Source organism: Kordia antarctica (genome assembly GCF_009901525.1).
In the GTDB taxonomy this organism is placed as follows: Bacteria; Bacteroidota; Bacteroidia; order Flavobacteriales; family Flavobacteriaceae; genus Kordia; species Kordia antarctica.
On sequence record NZ_CP019288.1, the window covers coordinates 3,918,244 to 3,939,868 of the forward strand.

At 33.6% G+C, this 21,625-nt stretch carries 18 protein-coding genes; 15 read left to right on the forward strand and 3 right to left on the reverse strand.

Annotation, left to right across the window (positions count from 1 at the left end):
- Window positions 1-172: 172 nt before the first annotated feature.
- A complete protein-coding gene (thiL, locus tag IMCC3317_RS16255) occupies window positions 173-1,228 on the reverse strand; it encodes a thiamine-phosphate kinase (protein WP_160130545.1) in 1,056 nt (351 codons plus the stop codon).
- A 285-nt stretch (window positions 1,229-1,513) separates the two neighbouring features.
- On the opposite strand from thiL, the gene IMCC3317_RS16260 reads away from it, so the two are divergent.
- The 4 genes from IMCC3317_RS16260 (at window position 1,514) to IMCC3317_RS16275 (ending at window position 7,138) form a co-directional block, all read left to right on the forward strand.
- Entirely contained in the window at window positions 1,514-2,770 is a 1,257-nt protein-coding gene (locus IMCC3317_RS16260) for a choice-of-anchor B family protein (protein ID WP_160130546.1), read from the forward strand.
- Between the two features lie 6 nt (window positions 2,771-2,776).
- A complete protein-coding gene (locus IMCC3317_RS16265; protein ID WP_160130547.1) occupies window positions 2,777-4,162 on the forward strand; it encodes a hypothetical protein in 1,386 nt (461 codons plus the stop codon).
- 2 nt (window positions 4,163-4,164) lie between these two features.
- Window positions 4,165-4,923, forward strand: a complete 759-nt coding sequence (locus tag IMCC3317_RS16270) for an MbnP family protein (protein ID WP_160130548.1) — start codon at window positions 4,165-4,167, stop codon at window positions 4,921-4,923.
- A gap of 244 nt (window positions 4,924-5,167) precedes the next feature.
- Window positions 5,168-7,138: an NACHT domain-containing protein gene (locus IMCC3317_RS16275; RefSeq protein WP_160130549.1), complete on the forward strand. Its 1,971-nt coding sequence runs from the start codon at window positions 5,168-5,170 to the stop codon at window positions 7,136-7,138.
- A 444-nt stretch (window positions 7,139-7,582) separates the two neighbouring features.
- On the opposite strand, the gene IMCC3317_RS16280 is transcribed toward IMCC3317_RS16275, so the two are convergent.
- Both IMCC3317_RS16280 and IMCC3317_RS16285 read right to left on the reverse strand, forming a co-directional pair.
- Window positions 7,583-8,548: a succinylglutamate desuccinylase/aspartoacylase family protein gene (locus tag IMCC3317_RS16280; RefSeq protein ID WP_160130550.1), complete on the reverse strand. Its 966-nt coding sequence runs from the start codon at window positions 8,546-8,548 to the stop codon at window positions 7,583-7,585.
- The gene (locus IMCC3317_RS16285) at window positions 8,526-9,419 is read right to left on the reverse strand and encodes a RimK family alpha-L-glutamate ligase (protein WP_160130551.1); all 894 of its coding nucleotides are present in this window, start codon (window positions 9,417-9,419) and stop codon (window positions 8,526-8,528) included. The genes IMCC3317_RS16280 and IMCC3317_RS16285 overlap by 23 nt, the downstream gene beginning before the upstream one ends.
- Window positions 9,420-9,684: 265 nt before the next feature.
- Here IMCC3317_RS16285 and IMCC3317_RS16290 point away from each other — a divergent pair, with 265 nt between their 5' ends.
- The 11 genes from IMCC3317_RS16290 to IMCC3317_RS16340 all read left to right on the forward strand — a co-directional run bounded on the left by IMCC3317_RS16290 (window position 9,685) and on the right by IMCC3317_RS16340 (window position 21,390).
- Complete coding sequence (locus IMCC3317_RS16290) at window positions 9,685-10,917, forward strand: hypothetical protein (RefSeq protein WP_160130552.1); 1,233 nt, start codon at window positions 9,685-9,687, stop codon at window positions 10,915-10,917.
- Window positions 10,918-11,016: 99 nt separating this feature from the next.
- Complete coding sequence (locus IMCC3317_RS16295; protein WP_160130553.1) at window positions 11,017-11,709, forward strand: succinate dehydrogenase cytochrome b subunit; 693 nt, start codon at window positions 11,017-11,019, stop codon at window positions 11,707-11,709.
- A gap of 14 nt (window positions 11,710-11,723) precedes the next feature.
- Window positions 11,724-13,736 carry a fumarate reductase/succinate dehydrogenase flavoprotein subunit gene (locus IMCC3317_RS16300; protein WP_160130554.1) on the forward strand — a complete coding sequence of 671 codons (2,013 nt, stop codon included), beginning with the start codon at window positions 11,724-11,726 and terminating at the stop codon, window positions 13,734-13,736.
- Between the two features lie 30 nt (window positions 13,737-13,766).
- Window positions 13,767-14,126, forward strand: a complete 360-nt coding sequence (locus IMCC3317_RS16305; RefSeq protein WP_160130555.1) for a hypothetical protein — start codon at window positions 13,767-13,769, stop codon at window positions 14,124-14,126.
- A 45-nt stretch (window positions 14,127-14,171) separates the two neighbouring features.
- The gene (locus IMCC3317_RS16310) at window positions 14,172-15,422 is read left to right on the forward strand and encodes an AAA family ATPase (RefSeq protein WP_160130556.1); all 1,251 of its coding nucleotides are present in this window, start codon (window positions 14,172-14,174) and stop codon (window positions 15,420-15,422) included.
- Window positions 15,415-15,849, forward strand: a complete 435-nt coding sequence (locus IMCC3317_RS16315; RefSeq protein ID WP_160130557.1) for a hypothetical protein — start codon at window positions 15,415-15,417, stop codon at window positions 15,847-15,849. The genes IMCC3317_RS16310 and IMCC3317_RS16315 overlap by 8 nt, the downstream gene beginning before the upstream one ends.
- Window positions 15,850-15,862: 13 nt before the next feature.
- Window positions 15,863-16,612 (forward strand): succinate dehydrogenase/fumarate reductase iron-sulfur subunit, encoded by a 750-nt coding sequence (locus tag IMCC3317_RS16320; RefSeq protein WP_160130558.1) that lies wholly within the window; start codon window positions 15,863-15,865, stop codon window positions 16,610-16,612.
- Window positions 16,613-16,905: 293 nt separating this feature from the next.
- Window positions 16,906-17,826: a M28 family peptidase gene (locus IMCC3317_RS16325; protein ID WP_160130559.1), complete on the forward strand. Its 921-nt coding sequence runs from the start codon at window positions 16,906-16,908 to the stop codon at window positions 17,824-17,826.
- 98 nt (window positions 17,827-17,924) lie between these two features.
- On the forward strand, window positions 17,925-19,700 hold the full coding sequence (locus IMCC3317_RS16330) for a MutS-related protein (RefSeq protein WP_160130560.1): 1,776 nt from the start codon (window positions 17,925-17,927) through the stop codon (window positions 19,698-19,700).
- Window positions 19,701-19,829: 129 nt separating this feature from the next.
- Window positions 19,830-20,363, forward strand: coding sequence for a GNAT family N-acetyltransferase (locus IMCC3317_RS16335; RefSeq protein ID WP_160130561.1), 534 nt, complete (start codon window positions 19,830-19,832; stop codon window positions 20,361-20,363).
- A gap of 148 nt (window positions 20,364-20,511) precedes the next feature.
- Window positions 20,512-21,390 (forward strand): alpha/beta fold hydrolase, encoded by an 879-nt coding sequence (locus IMCC3317_RS16340; protein WP_160130562.1) that lies wholly within the window; start codon window positions 20,512-20,514, stop codon window positions 21,388-21,390.
- The last annotated feature ends 235 nt before the right edge of the window (window positions 21,391-21,625 follow it).

Genomic DNA, 21,625 nt, shown 5'->3' on the forward strand with positions numbered 1-21,625 from the left:
TTTTCTTTTGTTTCTTTTCTTTGTGCGAGCAAAGAAAACGAAAATAACATATAAATTAATGAAGTTCTGAAGTCAAAATTTAATTGATTCACAAAATTTCTCTATCATCGTTAAGGCGAATTCATTTTCAACTGAAAACCGCACACTGAAAACTGAGACTGAAAACCGAAAACTACTGTTGTTCCTCTTCCATAGCATTCCAGCCTTGCGCTTTTAATGGAATCTTTGTGTTGGCTCTTGTCACCAAATGAATTCCTTCGCGCGCTTCGGTCATGTGACCAATAATAGTAAAGTTTGGATTTGCTTTAATTTTTGGAAAATCTTCTTGACTCACCGTAAAAAGTAATTCATAATCTTCGCCGCCGCTTAACGCAACCATTGTACTATCTAGCTTAAATTCTTCACACGTAGAAATCACTTGCGGATCTAACGGAATTTTATCTTCATACAAATTACAACCAACTTCCGATTGTTTGCATAAGTGCATAATTTCGGAAGACAAGCCATCGCTAATATCAATCATAGACGTAGGTTTTACATCTAAATCATGGAGTAATTTTGAAATATCTTTTCGAGCTTCAGGCTTTAACTGACGTTCAATAATATAAGAATACATGTCCAAATCTGGCTGATTATTTGGATTCACTTCAAACACAGATTTTTCACGTTGTAATACTTTCAATCCTAAAAATGCGCCACCAACATCGCCTGTTACTACTAACAAATCGTTGTCTTTTGCGCCATTTCTATACGTAATATTTTCTTCTTCAATTTCGCCAATCGCGGTAACGCTAATCAATAATCCTTTCGTAGAAGAAGAAGTATCGCCACCAACAACATCAACCTTATAAACCTCAGAAGCCATCTGAATTCCTGCGTACAATTCTTCCAACGCTTCTAACGGAAAACGATTGGAAACTGCAATGGAAACAGTAACTTGTGTAGCCGTTGCATTCATTGCATAAATATCAGATAAATTCACAACAATTGCTTTGTAGCCCAAGTGTTTAAGTGGCATATAACTCAAATCGAAATGAACGCCTTCTATCAACAAATCGGTAGAAACTACTACTTTTTTCGATTTAAAATCCAGTACTGCGGCATCATCTCCAATTCCTTTTACTGTAGAACTTTGTGTAATCTTAAAGTTTGCTGTCAAATGGTCAATCAATCCAAATTCTCCCAAACTCGCTAAAGATGTTCGCTGTTCTCCTTTGTCTTTTAACATGTTGCAGTAGTATTTATTTAAGTTAAAATTGTATTTTAGTCATAGTTTTTAGCCTCGACTATTTGAAAACGCAAAATTAGCCAAAAAAATGACACATATTGCACGAAACCTACGCTTTATCAAAGCGCGCTATTTCGTTCCTATGTCAATCACAAACATAGTTACTACATATTTTAACCGTATTAATAGTTCTTTTTTTGAAGACTAAAAGAAATTAACATCAATCTATTTTGCCAATTTAACGCGAACTAAATTCCAATAGCAACCAAAAATCCCATCTTGAAAATGAAAAAATATAGGTACTTCATAACTTTAGCTGTTGCGATTGCTTTTTTTAGCGCATGCGCGAATGATGACCATGCACCAATTCCAACGGAGCCAATTCCAAATTCCATTGCGTTTCCAGATGCAATTATTTGTGAAAATGGTTTTGCTGGACAATATCCATGTGATGGTTATGATTTAATGGGACACATTCCGTTAAGTGTTTTTGGCGCATCAAGAGGAAATGATTCTTGGGGTTGGACAGATCCGCAAACAGGAACAGAATATGCACTCATCGGAACGAACGAAAACACTTGTTTTCTAGACATTACAGATCCGACAAATCCAATATACTTAGGAAATTTACCAACAGCAACCGTTGCGAGTTCGTGGAGAGATGTGAAAGTATATAACAATCACGCATTTGTTGTAAGTGAAGCGCCAGGACATGGAATGCAAGTTTTCGATTTAACACGTTTGCGAAATGTAGTAAATGCTCCAGAAATATTTACTGCGGATGCATGGTATGATGGTTTTGGAAGCGCGCATAATATTGTGATCAATGAACAAAGCGGATTTGCATATGCAGTTGGCGCGATGACTCTTGATGATTCTACGACTTCTTTTAATGGTGGACCACATTTTGTAAATATTCAAAATCCTACAAATCCAATAGCGGCTGGCGGATATTCTGATGATGCCTATTCACACGATGCACAAGTGGTGACGTATAATGGACCAGATGCGGAACATGTTGGAAAAGAAATTTTACTTGGAAGTAACACCAATGAAGTTGTCATTATTGACATTTCTGACAAAAATAATCCAATTCAAATAGCAACCATTGCGTATGCAGATATCGGTTATACGCATCAAGGTTGGTTTACGGAAGATCAACGTTATTTTATAGTAGGCGACGAATTGGACGAATTAAACTTAGGATTCAACTCGCGAAGTATTGTATTTGATTTGCAAGATTTGGATAATCCTTCAGTGAAAATGACTTACATAGGTCCAACAGTAGCAATTGATCACAACGGTTACGCAAAAGGAAACACGTTTTTCTTATCTAATTATACGGCTGGTGTTCGCATGCTAGATATTTCAAATATTGACGGAAATCAAATTCAAGAAATTGGGTTTTTCGATACATTCCCAACAGATAACGAAACTACTTTTAACGGCGCTTGGAATGCATATCCATACTTTGAAAGTGGAAATATTGTGGTTAGTGATATCAATTCAGGATTGTTTATCCTTCGAAAAAGTACTGATTAACTCATCATGAAAAAGAACATTTATTTCATACTATTTTTAACGATTTTGCTGGCTTTTTTCTTTAGCTGTTCCTCTGATGATGGAACTTCTGCTGAAACTCCAAATCCTAATATCACAGGTTTTCAAGGCGAAATCGATTGGCTGAAAACCTTTGGCGGCTCGGAAGAAGATACTGCGCAAGATATTACCAAAACTGCTGATGGCGGATTTGCAATTGTTGGTTTTACCAAAAGCATTAACGGCGATATTACCGATCATACTTCTGAACAAAATGATTATTGGGTTGCACGATTGGATGCTGACGGAAATGTACTTTGGAGCAAAACGTATGGCGGAACTGCTGATGATCGTGGCGAAGCAATAAAGACGACAACCGATGGCGGATTTATCATTACAGGATATAGTAGAAGTGGCGATGAAGACGTAAATTCCAACAACGGTTTTTACGATCAATGGATTGTAAAATTGGACGCTGGCGGAAACATTCAATGGGAAAAAAGTTTGGGTTTCTCTGGAAGCGATCAAGCATTTGACATTATTCAAACGAGTGACGGCGGTTATTTTACCACAGGATTTTTAGATATTACTGCTTCTGGCGGACAAGGAAGTTTTGGAAGACAAGATGCTTCTAACGTAAGTTTTACAAATCCAGAACATGGCGTTGGCGAATATTGGTGTCACAAATTAGATGCAAGCGGAAACATTACCTGGAGTCGCTATTTTGGCGGAACAAATAATGACAGATCGTATGCAACCTTAGAAACAAATGACAATAACTTTATCATTGCTGGTTCGTCTGAAAGTGATGATTTTGACATTACAAATAGCAACGGAAGTTATGATTTTTGGGTTGTGAAAATAAGCAACACGGGCGATTTGATTTGGCAACAATCTTATGGCGGAACAGGAATCGAAATTGGTTATGACATTGCCAAAACTACCGACGGAAATTATGTTGTAGTTGGCGATACTAGAAGTTCCGATGGCGATATTTCTAACTTAAAAGGTGCTGCTGATTTTTGGGTAATAAAAGTTAGTGATACAGATGGTTCTCTAATTTGGGAACGAACTTTTGGAGGAAGCGATTTTGAATCGGCAAGAGCAATTACAAACTTACAAGCTGGCGGATTTGCCATTGCTGGAAGTGCCAAAAGTAATAACGTTGATGTAAATTCTAATTATGGTCAAAATGATTTTTGGGTGATTAAAATTAGTGAAGATGGAAATTTACTTTGGGAGAAAAACTTTGGCGGTTCACAACTCGATATTGCGTACGGAATCATAGAAACGAACGACGAAAAATTAGTCGTTGCAGGAAATACACAAAGTACTGACGGCGATATTAGCGTGAATAAAGGCATTAAAGATGCGTTACTTATAAAAATAAAATAGCGATGAAAAATATAGTATTTATATCCGCTCTCATAGTATTGATAATTGCTTCATCGTGTAAAAGCGATGAAAACGCATTAGAAACTTCTGCGGTTACAATTACATTTGACAATCGTATTTCAGCGAGTCAAGATTTAATTTTAGGCACAACTACATTCGTCAATCAAAACAACGAGACAATTTTGACAAATGAATTGAAATATATCATTTCTAATATTGCGTTGATTCAAGATAACGGAACCATTTTCGAATATCCAACAGCCAATTCGTATTTTATCATTAATGAAGAAGATGCAAGCAGTTTAACTCTAAATTTGACAGGAATTCCTCTTGGAAATTACACACACATTTCGTTCGGAATTGGCGTTGACCAAACCAAATATCCGTTAGATGGCGGCGTTTTAAATTTTGTGCCTCAAGCGGATGAAGCTGGCATGTTATGGAATTGGGCAGCAGGTTATAAATTCATCAAATTTGAAGGAACTTTTACGCCACAAGGCGGAACAGAAAGTCCATTTGCCATTCACGTGGGAAGTCACGGAATGACGTTGGATAATTATAAATTTGTAACACTTCCACTTACAAGCCCAATTAATGTAGCCACAGGAAATACAGCTTCTATAAACGTAAAAGCATTTGTAAAAAACATTATTGACGCAACCAATCAAATAAAATTAGAAGATACAAGCGACATTCAAGTTGATCCTGTAAATGCGCCAAAAATTGCTACAAATTTGGAGGGTGTTTTTCGTGTGGAGTGATTGGTTTTATTTTCATTTGTTGAATTTACTTAGTTCATTAAACAAACAGCTAACCGCGAACTTGAAAAAAGTTCTCGCAGGGACGTTTATAATTAATTGTAGAGTAAAAGATTCGAAACTTTACACTAAGCGGAGTCGAAGTATAACTTCACATATGAAGCTAAAAAATACCCTTTACGGAAAACCGCATTGTATAGTTGTAATCTTTGTCTTAAATTTAGAGTTGTAGAAAACGATAAAAAACATGGACACTTCCCAAGAATTACTTATTGCTAACTTAGTATATCCTATTGTAAAAGATTTGGTATTACCTAAAATACAAGCTGTATTCAAAAAAAACCCTAAAATAAGTGTTAAGAAAGAAAGTGTTGAAGAACAATTAAATTTATACTTAACACAACGTTACACTAAGTTTTTGACTATTGATACATTGGTGTTTCCAAACATGCAAACAGCATTAGAAATATTATACCAACCATTGACTATAAGTTGTTGGGAAGGAGTTATTGGGGAAAACATTGCAATAAAAATTGATAGTTATCCAAAAGAATTATTACCTAATTATGCGAGAGTTATCATAGAAGATACCGCAGGAATGGGAAAATCTACTATTACGAAAAAGCTGTTTCAGTCTATTATTGAGCAAAAAGCAGGAATTCCTGTATTAATTGAATTAAGTCAAATAAAAAAGAAGAATAGTATTTTAAAGGAAATACAAAACCAAATGTCTCCTATTGGAAAAAAACTAAGTCAAGACATACTGTTAAAATTAATAAATGAAGGTAATTTTATATTTCTGTTTGATGGCTATGATGAAATTGCGTTGGACGATAGAGATTTTACCATAAAAGAATTACATCGTTTTATAGAAAAAGCTGGAGACAACTATTTCTTAATTACATCAAGACCTGAAGATTCGTTGACTTCCTTTGGCGATTTTCAAAAATTTCATGTAAATCCACTCAAGAATGAAGAAGCGTATGAGCTTTTAGAAAAATATGATACGTATGGACACAATAAAATAGCAGAAAGTTTGATCGAACAGCTAGAAGAAAGTGATGATTCATTACAAGAATATCTTAGTAACCCTTTCTTGGTTTCTTTGTTGTATAAATCCTATGAATATAAAAAGGATATTCCTGTAAAGAAAACTCAGTTCTATCAAAAAGTTTATGACGCACTATTTGAGGCACATGATTTATCAAAAGTAGGCTATCTGAAAAGAGAAAAATACAGCAAATTGCATACAGATGATTTTGAACGTGTGTTAAGATATATAGGTTTTTTTACGTCAAAAGCTAATAAAATTGAATATGATAAAAATAGTATCATTCAATTTATAGAAAAAGCGAAAAGGCAAACCACAGATTTAAAATTTAAAGCGAGTGATTATTTAAAGGACTTATTAAAAACCGTTCCATTGTTTAAAAAAGAAGGGAATAATTATAAATGGGCACATAAATCATTACAAGATTATTTTGCTGCGAAGTTTATTTGGATTGATGCTAAAGAGAGTAGAATTGATATATTAATAAAAATCTTTCATGATGAACAAAACCAACGTTTTTACAATGTATTGTTACTCTATTTTGAATTGGATCGAAAAGGTTTTGAGCATACAATATTGAAATTGCTTTTAATTGAATTTAAAAAATTTATACATGATCATGATCATTATAATTATTTATCCAAAGAAGAACATAAAATAGAAAGAATCGAAAAAACCTTTGCAAAAGAGTCAATAGTTATAATGATATCAAAAGCTAGTGATTATAAAAAAGGTGCTTCTGATGTATATCGTAAATACGTGAAAAAAACAAATAAATTGAATTCATTCACAGAAGATCAATCAGCACAACTTTATAAATCACAAAATCCAAACAGATATATTTTTACAGTTATTACATATAACATATACTTGGCAGTGATATTAAGGTTGATAAATGAAGTTTACCCTAACTTGACACGAAAACATTTTTCTACTGAATATATTTCTACGATTTGTAAAATAAGAGAAGGTAATATATATACTTTAGACGATAAAAGATCAAATGTTTTGAATAAAGAAGAAAACTTTAAGTTTGTTAATGATGTTATTGGAAACTCTAACTCTAGGCGTAGTTTAAAATATTATGAATGTTTATCTAAATTAAAAGAACTAGAAAAAAACGATTCCGAAGCAGAGAAAAATGAATTGTTAGATTGGAAATACTAAAAATTCGTGACTAAAAAACAACACAACGTCATTCTGAATTTAGTTCAAGATCACATAACAGTGAGTGAGATGCTGAATCAAGTTCAGCATGACGTATTTCGACTTCGTTTGGATATTAAATGATAAGATATTGTACTTCAATAAGTTCAGTAACCAATTCGGCATGACAAACAGTTCATCCAACAAACAGATTGCCGCGAACTTGAAAAAAGTTCTCGCAATGACGTTTCAAAAGAATAAATGGATTGTTTGTTAAGCACGGAATTACGAACAGTTTACCCAACAAACAGATTGCCGCGAACTTGAAAAAAGTTCTCGCAATGACGAAAGTATCTAAATTCCTCTACCAAAATACTAAGAGCGACAGCGATACTAAAAGCGCAGCGCGTCTAAGAAGTCTAAAATAAGATACTGAATCAAGTTCAGCATCGGTAAGTAACTTCGTTACTTACCGATATGAAACAAAGCATTCCCTTGATTCACAACCGCTTGGTGATTAATGCAAAACACAAAACCATCATATGGCGCTTTCACTTCTTTGTGATACGTAGCAAACGGATTCGTTACCAAACCTAAGACATCGCCTTTTTTAATAGAGCATCCGTTGAGTACTTGCGGGACAAACATTCCTGCGGTTGGTGCGCGCAACCATCTATGTGAAGTGAGTAAATGTGTTTCTTTTCGTTCAATTAATATTGGATCAATTTTGTCAATCATTTTCATAAATTTCATGACATTCAAAATACCTTGCACACCTTCTTTAATGGCGTATTCGTCAAAACGCATACTTTCGCCACCTTCATACACAATAATCGGAATATTCATATTAAATGCTGTTTCTCGAAACGATTTCTCAATCAATGAAGTTGCAAAATAAATTGGCGCATTAAAAATTTCGGCAAGCTTTTTACTTTCAGGCATTTTTTCTGTGAAACGAATTTGCGGATGGTTATTTCGTTGCGAGCCACCAGTATGTAAATCAATTCCAAAATCGATTTGTGGCAAAATTTCATTCGTTACATGATACGCAATTCTTGTGGCAAGCGAACCTCTATTTACACCAGGAAAACTTCTATTTACATCTTTTCCGTCAGGTACTTGTCGTGAAAAATGAATAAATCCAAAAACATTTAATAATGGTAACACAATCACAGCACCACTTTTTATTTTATAACAGCCTTCAAATAACATTCTTCTGATAATTTCCACACCATTTATTTCATCGCCATGCAAACCACCTTGCACTAATAGCGTCGGACCTGGTTTTTCAGCGTTACAAACATAAATTGGGATTTCAATAAGTGTTCCTGTTGGCAAGCGATCAATCGGAATTTTAATCCATTTCGCTTCGCCAGGTTTTACCGTTTCTCCGTTTATTGTAATAATTTTATTTTCCGAATTTTCGAACATTCTTTTCTAAGTATTTAATAATTTCTCCAGCAATATTCACTTTTGTATGCGATTCAATTCCTTCTAATCCCGCAGACGAATTGGCCTCAATCACCAAAGGTCCACGTTTGGAACGAATAATATCTACGCCGCAAACAGGCAAATCAAGTACTTTTGCTGTTTGAAGGGCAATCTTCTTTTCATAACCTGTCAGCGTTACCGATTCCGTTTTTCCGCCGCGATGCACATTGCTTCTAAAATCTTCATCTGTACTACTTCGCATCATGGAAGCCACAATTTTATTCCCAACAATATACACGCGAATATCTTGTCCGTTGGCTTCTTCAATAAATTCTTGCAGAATAATATTCACATTCATAGTATACAACGATTCAATGATCGATTTTGCAGATTTTTCACTTTCGGCAATCATCACGCCCAATCCTTGCGTTCCTTCTTGTAGTTTAATTATTATTGGCGCGCCACCAAGCAATTCTATATGTTGTTTAATGTTTGAAGTATCTTTTGCAAACAACGTTTTCGGAATCGGAATGCGCTTTTGAGCCAATAGTTGCATCGTGCGCAATTTGTTTCGAGAACGAATAATTCCTGCCGATTTTGCCGTTGTAAATGCGCCATTCATTTCAAACTGTTTCGCAATTGCCGCGCCATGTTGTGTCACGGAAGTTCCAATACGCGGAATAATAGCATCTACGCCGTTTGTAATGTTTTCGGGACCTGCATAAATTTGTGATTTGGCTTCATCACCAAGAATTACAGCACATTTTGTATGATCTATAATGCGGACATGATGTCCTTTTTTTGCGGCTTCGTGATAGAGTCTATTCGTGGAATAAATTCGAGCGTTGATGGAAAGAATATAAATATTCATTGGTGCAGGTTGAAGTAATAATTCTTAAAAATAAGTAAACTTTCTTAGTTTAAAAACGCATCTTGTATTAAAATACTGTAATTGCTTGATTTTTCACAATGATTGACACTTCTTTTACATTTTTTTCACAGTAGTTAGCTGAGATGAACTTAGTTTTACCAATAAATAAAGTTTACATTTCCTTTAAGGTCTTTTGAAATAAATTAAGTTCTTTCTAGGGATTTCATTCAATGATTTATATTTGCAAATTAAACGAAACTACATTATGCCAAAGTCTATATTATTAGTTGCACTAATGCTCATTTCTTCTCTTGCTGTTTCGCAGGAAAAGTTAAATGATAATCTCAAAATTTTTCTCGATTGTAATAGATGCGATCACACATACATTAAACAAAATCTTAGCAATGTTCAGTTTGTAAGAGATCAAGGTCTTAGCGATGTTCATTTATTCTTTTTAATACAGGCAAACGGAAGTGGTGGACGTTTATATGAAATTGATTTTATTGGTAAAAATCAGTTTGAAAAAATAAACTATAAGTTGAAATTTTCTACTAATACAGACATGACGAGTGATAACGTCCGAAATGAAATTCTAAAACATATAAAAATTGGTCTTGTTCGGTATTGGATAGAAAATGGAAACTTAGCTGGTGTAACAGTTACGGTTCCTAGCGCAGAAAACGAACCAGAAGTTGTTGAAAAAGACGCTTGGAACTTTTGGGTATTTCGATTGGGTGCAAATGGTAATTTTAATGGTGAAGAAACCAATAAATCTAGCAATTTAAATTTCAATGTTTCTGCCAAAAGAGTCACGGAGAAAAATAAATTTTCATTGAGAGCGAGTTTTGGCGAAAACAAATCGACCTTTACTTTTGACGGGTCTGATATTGTAGCAGTTAACAACAGTAAATCATTAAATGTAAGTGATGTTTTGAGTATTAATAGTCACTGGTCTTATGGTATTTTTGGAAGTATTGGAACTTCAACTTATCGAAATTATAAGTTGTTTTGGCGATTGCGACCTGCAATAGAGTATAATTTCTTTAAGTATGAACAATCTGCAAAAAAACAACTCATTCTATCGTATCGAAATGGATTGGTTTTTAACGATTATATAGAACGCTCTGTTTTTGGCGAGGACAAAGAACTCGTATTTGAGCATTCGTTATTATTAGGTGGAAGTATTCGTCAAGAATGGGGAAATATAAATGGAGAAGTATCTTTTAATCAGTACTTGCATGACACGACACTAAATTCTCTAGGCTTTTATGTGGGCGCTAATGTTAGAGTATTTAAAGGATTCAATGTTAATATTGGCGGAAATTATAGAATTACTAGAAACCAAATCAATCTACCAGGTGGCGATGTATCACTTGAAGAGCTATTACTTCAACAACAACAACTACAATCAGGATACAACTATTGGGTTTCCATTGGCTTCAGTTACTCCTTTGGATCAATCTACAATTCTATTGTTAATCCTAGATTCAATTTTTAATTAAATCGATTCTAAATATACTTCAAAAGAATACCTAAAATTTGTAGAGCTTCTAACGTAGCTGTATATTTGTATGACAAATAATTAATCAAAATTATAATGAGCGGAATTTTAAATTCTTCGATTGGAAGAAAGTTTGCCATGGCACTTTCAGCACTCTTCCTAATGTTTTTCATCTTACAACACTTTGCAATCAATATTCTTTCTGTATTTAGTCCAAGCGCTTTCAATGAAGCGTCACACTTTATGGGAACATTTTGGGCAGTACAATACTTGTTGCAACCCGTTTTAATTTTGGGTGTAATTTTTCACTTTGTGATGGGTTTTGTGTTAGAAATCAAAAATAGAAACGCACGAGAAGTGAGTTATGCGAAAAACAACGGAAGCGCAAATTCTTCTTGGACAAGTAGAAACATGATTTGGAGTGGAGGTTTTATCCTTGTATTCTTGGTCATTCACTTTATAGATTTTTGGATTCCAGAATTGAATGTCAAATTTATTAAAGGCGACATGTCAGGATTAATCAATCCAGATGTTGCAGATAGCGGATTTAGATATCATGAAGAATTAGTTCATAAATTTGAACCAATTTGGAGAGTTGCTTTATACTGTGTTGGATTTATATTCTTAGCATTACACTTATTACACGGATTTGGTTCAGCATTTCAATCAGTTGGAGCAAATAACAAATATACCAAAGCATTAAAAGGAGTTAGTAAAGTATATGCAATCGGAATTCCGGCAGGATTCATCTTTATTGCATTATTTCATCACTTCACTGGAACTCACTAAAAAATATCAGAACTATGGCTTTAGATTCTAAAACACCAAAAGGTCCAATTGCAGACAAATGGACTAATTATAAAAATCACATTGACTTAGTAAACCCAGCAAACAAACGTAATATTGATATTATCGTTGTTGGAACTGGATTGGCAGGTGGTTCTGCAGCAGCTACTTTAGCAGAGCTTGGATATAATGTAAAAGCATTCTGTTTTCAAGATTCTCCGCGTCGTGCGCACTCAATTGCAGCACAAGGAGGAATCAACGCTGCAAAAAATTATCAAGGAGACGGAGATTCAACATATAGATTATTTTATGATACCGTAAAAGGTGGCGATTATCGTTCGCGAGAAGCTAATGTATATCGTTTGGCTGAGGTTTCTGCAAACATCATTGACCAATGTGTAGCACAAGGAGTTCCTTTTGCACGTGATTATGGAGGCTTGTTAGATAACCGTTCGTTTGGTGGCGTTTTGGTATCCAGAACATTTTATGCCGCAGGACAAACAGGACAACAATTATTACTTGGAGCGTATTCTGCTATGAACCGTCAAATTGGTCGTGGTAAAATCAAAATGTACAATCGTCATGAAATGTTAGACGTTGTTAAGGTTGATGGAAAAGCGCGTGGAATTATAACACGTAACCTTATTACTGGAGAAGTTGAACGTCATTCGGCACATGCTGTAGTTCTTGGAACTGGTGGTTATGGTAACGTATTCTTCTTATCCACAAACGCAATGGGAAGTAATGTAACAGCAGCTTGGAAAGCACACAAACGTGGCGCATACTTTGCAAATCCTTGTTACACACAAATTCACCCAACATGTATTCCTGTTTCGGGAGATCATCAATCTAAATTAACATTGATGTCTGAGTCTTTACGGAATGATGGACGTATTTGGGTTCCAAAACACATGAAAGATGTGGAAGCTATAAAAGCAGGAACTTTAAAACCTAAAGATTTAGCAGAAGCAGATAGAGATTATTACCTAGAACGTCGTTATCCAGCCTTTGGAAACTTAGTTCCTCGTGATGTAGCATCTCGTGCAGCAAAAGAACGTTGCGATGCTGGTTACGGAGTTAATGCAACTGGTGAAGCAGTATTTTTAGATTTTGCTTCCGCAATACAACGCTACGGAAAAGAAACTGCGCATGTAAAAGGATTGGATGAAAATGATGCAGCTTTAGTTAAAAAATTAGGACAAGAAGTCGTAAAAAATAAATACGGAAACTTATTCCAAATGTATGAGAAGATCGTAGATCAAGATCCATACAATACACCAATGATGATTTATCCAGCGGTTCACTATACAATGGGTGGAATTTGGGTGGATTATAACCTAATGACAACCGTTCCTGGTTTATATTGTATTGGTGAAGCAAACTTCTCCGATCACGGTGCAAACCGATTAGGAGCTTCTGCTTTAATGCAAGGTTTGGCAGATGGATATTTCGTATTGCCATATACAATTGGTGATTATTTATCCGATGATATTCGTACAGGAACAATTTCAACAGATTCAAAAGAATTTGAAGAAGCTGAAAAAGAAGTAAAAGAGAAACTAAACTTTTTTGTTACCAATGAAGGAAAACATTCTGTAGATTATTTCCATAAGAAATTAGGGAAAATCATGTGGAATAAAGTTGGAATGTCTCGTAATGCACAAGGATTAACAGAAGCTATTGCTGAAATAAAAGCACTTCGTGAGCAATTCTGGAAAGAAGTGAAAGTTCCTGGAACAAACGAAGAATACAACGAAGAATTAGCAAAAGCTGGTCGTGTAGCAGATTTCTTAGAATTAGGAGAATTATTTGCTAAAGATGCTTTACAAAGAGAAGAATCTTGTGGAGGTCACTTCAGAGAAGAATCCGTAGAACTAGATGGAGAACAAAAAGGAGAAGCAAAACGTAACGATAAAGACTTTGCGTATGTATCTGCTTGGGAATACAAAGGAGAACCTAGTGATGCAGTATTGCACAAAGAAGAATTAGAATTCAAGGATATTGAATTAAAACAAAGAAGTTATAAATAACATATTCAACTAACTAAAACTAAAAATACGATGAACAATCTTGTAAAATTAAAATTAAAAAGAATCGATCCTGTAAAATATGCAGTAGTAGCAACAATAGTATACCTTATACTTTTACTGATTATCTATGTGCCAATAATACTATTATTATCATTAGTTGGTGGAGCTTCTGATCTGTCAGCAGGAGCTGCAGTATTAGGCGGAGGACTTTTTGCAATAATACTTATGGTAATTTTTGCTGGAATAATAGTTTTCATTATAACGCTTATTGCATGTGCAATTTTAAATTTCGTTTTAAGAAAAACAGGTGGTATAGATATTGATTTTGAACAAGCAGGTTTGGACATTTCTCAAATTGGTGGGACACAACAGCCTAAGTTAAATCAATAAAAAATTGTTGTGAATTCAACGGCTCAATACTCGTAATCTACAAAGATGAAAGAGAAGCTTATCATTAAAAACTTTGGTCCTATTAAATCTGTTGATTTAGATTTAGGAAAAATCAATGTGCTTATTGGTGAGCAAGCTACAGGAAAAAGTACCATTGCTAAGGTGTTGAGTATTTGTAGGTATTTTTCTTATATAGTAAATTATTCAATAGATATTGAAAGTCAACATATCTTTCATAACAACGAACAATTTTATAAAGGATTAAAAGATTGGGGAATTGATGAGTATCTTCAAGATGCATCTGAATTTTTTTATGAAAATGAATTGTATACATTCGAATTTAAAAATAAATTAATTACAGAGTTTGAAACTGTAACTACAACAGATGATCTTAAAAAAGAATACTATCAAACAGAAACAAGAATACATTCAAACTCAACTAATTTCACGAAACTTTTAAATGAGCTAGAAAGCCTCAAAAAAGATGAAGAAGTAAGTGATAAAGTGTCAGAAACTGAAATTTTTTATGCAAGTGGATGGACTCCAAACGAGAATTTTTATAGATTAAATGTAAAAAAGGTAATGGATAACCCGCTATTCATTCCTGCAGAACGAGGTTTTCAGTCCGTATCAGTTAGTAAAGACTCACTTCTGTCAACTGCAATATTAGATGAACTAGCTAAAATTAATAGAATAGTAAGAGAGTATCGGACAGACATAGAAATTAAACCTTTAAGCTTAATTTTTAGAAATGAAAATGGATTAAGTAAAGTAAAAAAGATAGACACTAATGATTTTCATTATTTACATACTGGCGCAAGCGGTTATCAATCCACTATACCAACTTTCTTAGCTATAAAGTATTACAGTGAAATTGAAAAACGAAAAAGAACAATCACAGTTGAAGAACCTGAGCTTAATCTATTTCCCAAAACGCAAAAAAAATTAGTTGAATTCTTTATAGAATCAATTAATCAGTCTAATAATAAATTCATTTTACCAACGCATAGTCCATACATCTTAACAACATTAAGTAACTTGATTTATGCACATAAAGTTGGTACAACAGATAATGGAAAGTTTGAAAAAGAAGTAAATGAAATCATTTCAAAAAAAGCATGGATTGATGTAAATGATATTTCTGTCTACTTTTTAAACAATGGGCAAGCTAAAGATTTAGTAGATGTTAAAGAATGCTTAATCAACTTAGATGATTTAGATAATGTATCAGAAACTATTAATAGTGAATTTGATGAATTGTTGAACATCGAAATGAAAAGCATTTCAGATGAATAAAGAAATAATTGACAATTGCAAAGAAACAGTTACAGATAGAAACATTGTTTTAAGAGAAAAGAAAAGTATTTATAGAGCAATAAACAGAACCAACGAAAGTATATTAATATATAAAGTAGATGGTTGTATTTACAAACCAAGTAATATTGAAACAAGATGTGATTATTTATTAAATGCAAATCAAAAATTATACTTTATAGAACTAAAAGGTTCTAATGTTCAAAAAGGATTAAGGCAAGTATTGATTTCAATTAATAATTTAGTAAAACATCTCAATAATAGTTCTGTAAATGCAAGAATAATTACAACAAGAGGTACAAAACCAAAAAGGTTAAATACTTATAAAGAGTACAGAGATTTAATAAAGCTAATAGGAAAAGAAGGTATTGTGTTAAGTAATTCTCCTTTTCAAGAACATATAACTTAAAAATAGCAAAGCTATGAATTTAACGTTAAAAATTTGGCGTCAAAAAAACGCTAACGATAAAGGAAAAATGGTTGATTACAAAGTCAATGATATTTCTCCTGATATGTCTTTCCTTGAAATGTTAGATGTTTTAAACGAACAACTCATAAACAATGGAGGCGAAGAACCAGTAGCGTTCGATCACGATTGTCGTGAAGGAATCTGCGGATCATGTTCACTTTATATCAATGGAGAAGCGCATGGACCAGATCGTGGAGTTACTACATGTCAATTACACATGCGTATGTTTAAAGATGGCGATACTATTTACATAGAGCCATTCAGAGCAAAAGCATTTCCAGTAATCAAAGATTTAATTGTAGATAGAGGCTCTTTTGATCGTATTCAGCATGCGGGAGGATTTATTTCTGTAAATACCTCTGGGAATACCATTGATGCCAATGCAACTCCTGTAAACAAACACGATGCAGATACGGCTTTTGATGCCGCAACATGTATTGGTTGTGGAGCTTGTGTAGCAAGTTGTAAAAACTCTAGTGCAATGTTATTCGTTTCGGCAAAAGTATCGCAATTTGCATTATTGCCACAAGGACAAGTAGAAGCAACAGATCGTGTATTAAATATGGTAAAACAGATGGACGACGAAGGATTCGGAAACTGTACCAACACTGGAGCTTGCGAAGTAGAATGCCCGAAAGGAATTTCGCTTGAAAATATTGCACGTATGAATCGTGAATACTTGTCAGCATCTTTCAAAGGATAACATACATTTACCCGTTGTGCATTTTAATTCAAAAGTATAATAAAGCGTCAGTTCGAGTGATTTTGAGGCACGAAAAATTTTACTTGTGTTGAGCTTGGTCGAAATATCGAGAACCTGTTTAGTGTAAAAAATTGCTATGCTCGATACAAATTTTACTCATTTTCAATCGTAAAATTCACTCGAATTGACGAATTTTATCAAAATGCATAAAAGGGTTACATTTATAAAATTACACTTAAAATCCTGAGCAAATTGCTTGGGATTTTTTAATTAAATTGATCAAAAATAATCCCATGAAATATATCATAAGTAACTTTATAATACTCTTACTTTTAATAAGCTGTAAACAAGAAACCAAGCCCGAAAACACAGAAACCAATCAAACAGAAACGATTGCGTATGACTTCAATGAAATCAATTTATTAAAGCACGTAAAAGAATTATCTTCAGATATATATCAAGGAAGAGAAACAGGAACGCTTGGCGCTACAAAAGCAAAAAACTATATCATTGGTGAATTCAAAAAACTAAACGTAAAACCGTTAGGAGAAAGCTTTGAACAAGTATTTCCATTACCTAAAAAATTAAAAGCTACACAAGGAGAAAATATAATTGGCTACATAAAAGGAAGCGAAAAAGCAGCTGAATACATTGTAATCACAGCACATTACGATCATGAAGGAATCAAAAATGGGAAAGTGTATAATGGCGCTGATGATGATGCTTCTGGAATAAGTGCGTTATTGGCTTTCGCCGAATACCTTCAGAAATATCCACCAAAGCATTCTGTACTATTAATCGCTTTTGATGCGGAAGAAAAAGGATTGTTAGGTTCGTATTACTATATAGAAAATTCCATCGTTCCAAAAGAACAATTAAAGCTTAACATCAACATGGACATGATAAGTCGTAGTGATAAAAAAGAACTCTATGCAGTTGGTCCACAATACTATTCACAATACAAACCAATTATTGAAAACCTTGAAAAAAGTGGAGAAGTAACCTTACTAATTGGTCACAAAGAATGGACATATTCCAGCGATCACGCAGGATTTCACACAGCAAAAATTCCATTCATTTACTTTGGTGTAGAAGATCACAAAGATTATCACAAACCAACGGACGATTTCGAAAACATTCATCCAACGTTTTATACAAATGCGGTACAAACCATCATTTCGTTCTTCAAAGAAGTGGACAATCAGCAATTATAAGTTCGCTAAAACGTTAAAATTGATAACAATCAGCGCCAATCTTCACATATAAATTATAATTTTTTGTTTCTTGGCGAGATATTTCTCAGAAACCTATCATGCAACAACCGATTACTTTCTATACTTCACAAAAAGCAAAATTTGAAGCGGAATTAAAAATTCAACGACGAAAACTCAATCAATCAAGTATTGTACGTTTTGTTGTTTTTTTAAGTATTGCTTTCGCGATATATCTCTTCTTTGGACAATGGAATTATGTCATCATTTCATCAATTGTCGGAATGGGAAGCTTTCTATACTTAGTCTTTCGTCATGCGGATTTAGTCTATCAACGTAACAAACTAAAAGCGTTAATTGAATGCAATCAGGTAGAAATTGATGTGCTCAATGGCGATCTTTCTAAATTGCCAACAGGCGAAGAATTCTTAAACACAGAACACTATTTCAGTTACGACATTGATCTATTTGGAAAAGCTTCATTCTTTCAATATCTAAACAGAGCAACAACGCGCGAAGGAAAAAATGAATTGGCTAAATTATTAGCGAGTAACAATATTTCAGACATTTCAACACGACAAAAAGCAATCCAAGAATTGGCTGAAAAAGCAGATTGGCGACAACATTTCTCAGCAATTGCATTACTCATAAAAGTAGAAACGACTTCAAAAAATATCACAGATTGGTTAAGCGATTACAAAAGTTTCATTCCAAAAATCATGCGGTATATACCAATTATTTTTTCGTTGTTATCAATTGCAGTCGTCATATTATCATTTATGGGAATAATTTCATTTCTCTATCTCTTACTTTGGATAGGAATTGGTTTGGGAATCACAGGAAAATTTCTAAAAAACATCAACAAATTATCGTTTCATACAAGCAAAGCGAAAGATACATTTCAGCAATACGGACAACTCTTAAATCGTATTGAAGAAGCAATATTTACGTCAAAAGGCTTGTTAGAAAAACAACGAAACATTCACAGCGATGTACAAAAAGCGTCCACACTTGTTAGAGAATTTTCAAAACGAATAGATGCCTTAGATAACAGAAATAATATCTTGGTGGCAATCTTCTTAAATGGACTTTTATTGTGGGACATTTCAAAATCATATCAAATAGAAATCTGGATTGACAAACACAGCCAAAAAGTAGCGCAATGGTTTGATGTGGTTACCTTTTTTGATGCGTACAACAGTTTAGGAAACTTTGCGTTCAATCATCCAAAATTTGTGTATCCAACAATTACGAAAAACGGAAACCAGGTTTTAGACGCCAAACAATTAGGACATCCATTACTGCGAACAAAAAACAGAATTGACAACGATTTCAACATCGGAAACTCAGAATTTTTCATAATTACAGGCGCAAACATGGCAGGAAAAAGTACATTTCTCCGAACGGTTTCGTTAAGTATTGTCATGTCAAACACAGGTTTGCCAATCTGTGCAGAAAACGCAAACTATTCGCCTATAAAACTCATTACAAGCATGCGTACAACGGATTCGTTGGCGGAAGGCGCTTCGTATTTCTTTTCGGAATTGCAACGCTTAAAAATGATTGTAGATCAAATCAAGGACGATACGTATTTTATCATTCTTGATGAAATTCTCAAAGGAACAAATAGTCATGATAAAGCAATGGGTTCTAAAAAAATTGTGCAAAAACTCGCGTCACAAAATGCAGCAGGAATCATTGCAACACACGACTTAAGTTTGTGCGAACTTGACAAAGAAATTGATCAAGTCAAAAACTATTTCTTCGATGCAGAAATCATTGATGACGAACTATTTTTCGGCTATCAACTCAAAAAAGGAATCTGTTCCAACATGAATGCTTCATTCTTATTGAAGAAGATGGAAATTGTGGAATAGACTTTTTAGACTGACTTAGAAAGTTGGATTTTTAGATTTTTTATTTGAAACGTCATTGCGAACGATAGTGAAGCAATCTTTATTTTTTTCAATTTTTCAATCATTTAATTTTTCAATAAATAAAATAAAATGGAAGCATATAAAAATTTTGAAACAGAAAGACTTTTCATAAAACCAACTTCAGTTGAAGATGCTGAATTTATCTTTGAATTAATCAATTCTCCAAAATGGATTGAAAATATAGGCGACAGAAATATTAGATCTGTTGAAGCTGCAAAAGATTATATCGTAACTAAAATGCGTCCTCAATTGGAAAGACTTGGATTTTCAAACTATACGCTTACACGAAAAATAGACAACGTAAAAATTGGAACTTGTGGATTATATGACCGAGAAGGATTAGAAGGAATTGATATTGGTTTTGCTTTTTTGCCCGAATATGAAAGAAAAGGATTTGCTTTTGAAGCTGCCAATAAAATTAAAAATGTAGCATTCAATGAATTTGGAGTTAACGCAATAAGTGCCATTACATCAAAAAATAATACGTCGTCTCAAAAACTATTGGAAAAGCTTGGTTTAAAACTTACAGGAACAACAAAATTGCCAAACGAAACGGAAGAATTACTTGTATATAAAATGTATCGAGAACAAACCCAATATTGAACGAAATCGAAAAGAAATCTGCTTACTTATAAACTTCTTGCATTGGTTTTTTTCAATTTTTCAATCATTTAATTTTTCAATTATTTAGTTTCAACCTGTAATAAATCTCACGGAAGTGTACTAAAAGAGAAATACAAAATCACAAACGATGAAAACTAAACTTTCAATTCTATTATTTCTTTTTGCTTTCGCGAATCTACTCGGACAAGAAACCCAAAAAACACCTGCTTTTGAAGTTTCCGTTCATGGAAAAGGCGACACCATGTTCTTAATTCCTGGATTATCTTGTTCGGGAAATGTTTGGAATGAAACCGTTAAAACATACAAAGACAACTACGAAATTCATGTCATTACATTGGCAGGTTATGGTGGCGTGAAACCAATTGCTTCGGAGAACATTCTGCAAGAAGTCAAAACAGAATTAATCGGATATATCAAAAAGCATAAAACCAAAAACAGCATTTTAATTGGTCACAGTATTGGCGGATTTACAAGTTTATTAATCGCAATTGAAGATCAAAATCTAGTTTCAAAAATTATCATTGTAGATAGTTTACCGTTTTTGGCTGGTTCTTACAATGATGCAGTCACAGTAGAAGTTGTAAAATCTTCCTATGGAATGATGAAAGAAATGTACATGCCAATGGACAGTTTAACGTTGAGAAATACGCTAAAACAATCAATTAATGGAATGATGCGCAACAAAGAAAATCTTGAATTTGTAGTAAATGACGCAGCAAAGTCAGACCGTAGAACACTTGGATTTACAGTATTTGAAATGTTAAGTACAGACATTCGTGATGACATTCAACACATAAAAACGCCAACATTAGTTTTGACAAACTGGAACAAACCTATTCCACAATTTCCTAACTTTACACGTGCCGATAAGTTGAAAATGTATCAAAAACAATATGAAAATTGTAGTTCGTGCACAGTAAAAATTATAGACAAAGCAGAACATTTTATCATGCTCGATAATCCAACGGAATTTTACAAGGAAGTTTCTAATTTTATCAACGAATGATTGTAAAATTAACAGTGAATTTTTTTTCTGAAGTATAGAAAAGGTTTTGCGTTAAAAATTTTCGAAGCCTTGGAGAAAATTTAGCAAAAGTTTTTCGGTTTTAGTTTTCCGAAGAGAAAACTAAAAATACCTGCCAGAAAAATGCCTTTTCTTTTGTTTCTTTTCTTTGGGCAAGCAAAAAATAAGAAAGATCAAATAAATTAAATGTAATCAATGATTTTATCAGTTATTTCTA